Origin of the sequence: Phenylobacterium sp., from assembly GCF_031425575.1 — a bacterium.
Lineage (GTDB): Bacteria > Pseudomonadota > Alphaproteobacteria > Caulobacterales > Caulobacteraceae > Phenylobacterium.
On sequence record NZ_JANPJP010000080.1, the window covers coordinates 1 to 1505 of the forward strand.

Genomic DNA, 1505 nt, shown 5'->3' on the forward strand with positions numbered 1-1505 from the left:
ACGTCGAGCGCGCCCTTTGACGCCATCTCGGCGGCGGTCTTGCCGCCCTCGCCCGGGATGAAGCCCAGGTCGAGGCCGCCGACCCGGCTGGCGGCGGTGTGCAGCACGTTCCAGGTCATGCCGAAGGTCTTAGCCACATCGGCCGCGGCCTTGGCGATGGCGCCACCGTCGGCGCGGCCCAGGGCGCCGGCGCCGATGATGATGGCCGGGTTCTTGGCGTCTTTCAGGCGCTTGACGAAGTCGGACTTGGACTTGGCCAAGCCCGACAGGCTGGCGGCGCCCGCGCCGAGATATTCGTAGCCAAAGGTCAGGTCGGCCTGTTCGCCGATGACGCCGACTTCCAGGGCGCCGGCGACCCAGCGCTTGCGGAACCGGGCGTTGAGGACCGGAGCCTCGGTGCGGGGATTGGTCCCCACGAAGAGGATCATGTCGGCGTTTTCGACGCCGGCGATGGTGGAGTTGAACAGCCAGGTCTCGCGGGCGCCCGCCCCCAGGGTCATGCCGTCCTGACGGCAGTCCAGGCTGGTGACGCCTAGCGACCCGAACAGGTCCTTGGCGGCCTTCATGGACTCCGCGTCCTGCAGGTCGCCAGCGATGACGCCGATGCGGTCGGGGTTGGCGGCCTTCAGCTTGGCGGCCACCAGGCTCAGCGCCTCGGCCCAGGTGGCGGGACGCAGCTTACCGGCTTCACGGATATAGGGCTTGTCGAGGCGCTGACGGGACAGACCATCCACGGCGTAGCGGGTCTTGTCGCTGATCCACTCCTCGTTGATGTCCTCGTTCAGGCGCGGCAGCACGCGCAGGACCGCGGGGCCCCGGCTGTCGACGCGGATCGAGCAACCCAGGGCGTCCATCACGTCGACGCTCTCGGTCTTCTTCAGCTCCCAGGGGCGAGCGTTAAAGGCGTAGGGTTTGGAGGTCAGGGCGCCGACCGGGCAGAGGTCGATGACGTTGGCCGACAGTTCGCTGGCCACGGCCTTGTCGAGATAGGTTGTGATTTCAACGTCTTCGCCGCGGGAGATAAGGCCGATGTCCGGCACCCCGGCCACTTCGGTGATGAAGCGGACGCAGCGCGTGCACTGGATGCAGCGGGTCATGACCGTCTTGATCAACGGCCCCATGAACTTCTCTTCGACCGCGCGCTTGTTCTCGCCGTAGCGGCTATCGTCGCGGCCATAGCCCATGGCCTGGTCCTGCAGGTCGCACTCGCCGCCCTGGTCGCAGATCGGGCAATCCAGCGGGTGGTTGATGAGCAGGAACTCCATCACCCCTTCGCGGGCCTTCTTGACCATCGGGGAGTTGGTGATGATCTCCTGGCCGTCGGAGGCCGGCAGGGCGCAAGAGGCTTGCGGCTTGGGCGGGCCAGGCTTCACCTCGACCAGGCACATGCGGCAGTTGCCGGCGATGCTCAGCCGCTCGTGATAGCAGAAGCGCGGAATCTCTTCCCCGGCCAGCTCCGCCACCTGCAGAACCGTCATGCCGGGTTCGAACTCGACCTCGACGCC

General features: G+C 67.2%; 1 protein-coding gene. It reads right to left on the reverse strand.

What is annotated here, in order from left to right:
• On the reverse strand, nt 1–1505 hold a 1505-nt coding region (nuoG, locus tag RMO97_RS04375), incomplete at both ends, for an NADH-quinone oxidoreductase subunit NuoG (RefSeq protein WP_310539322.1).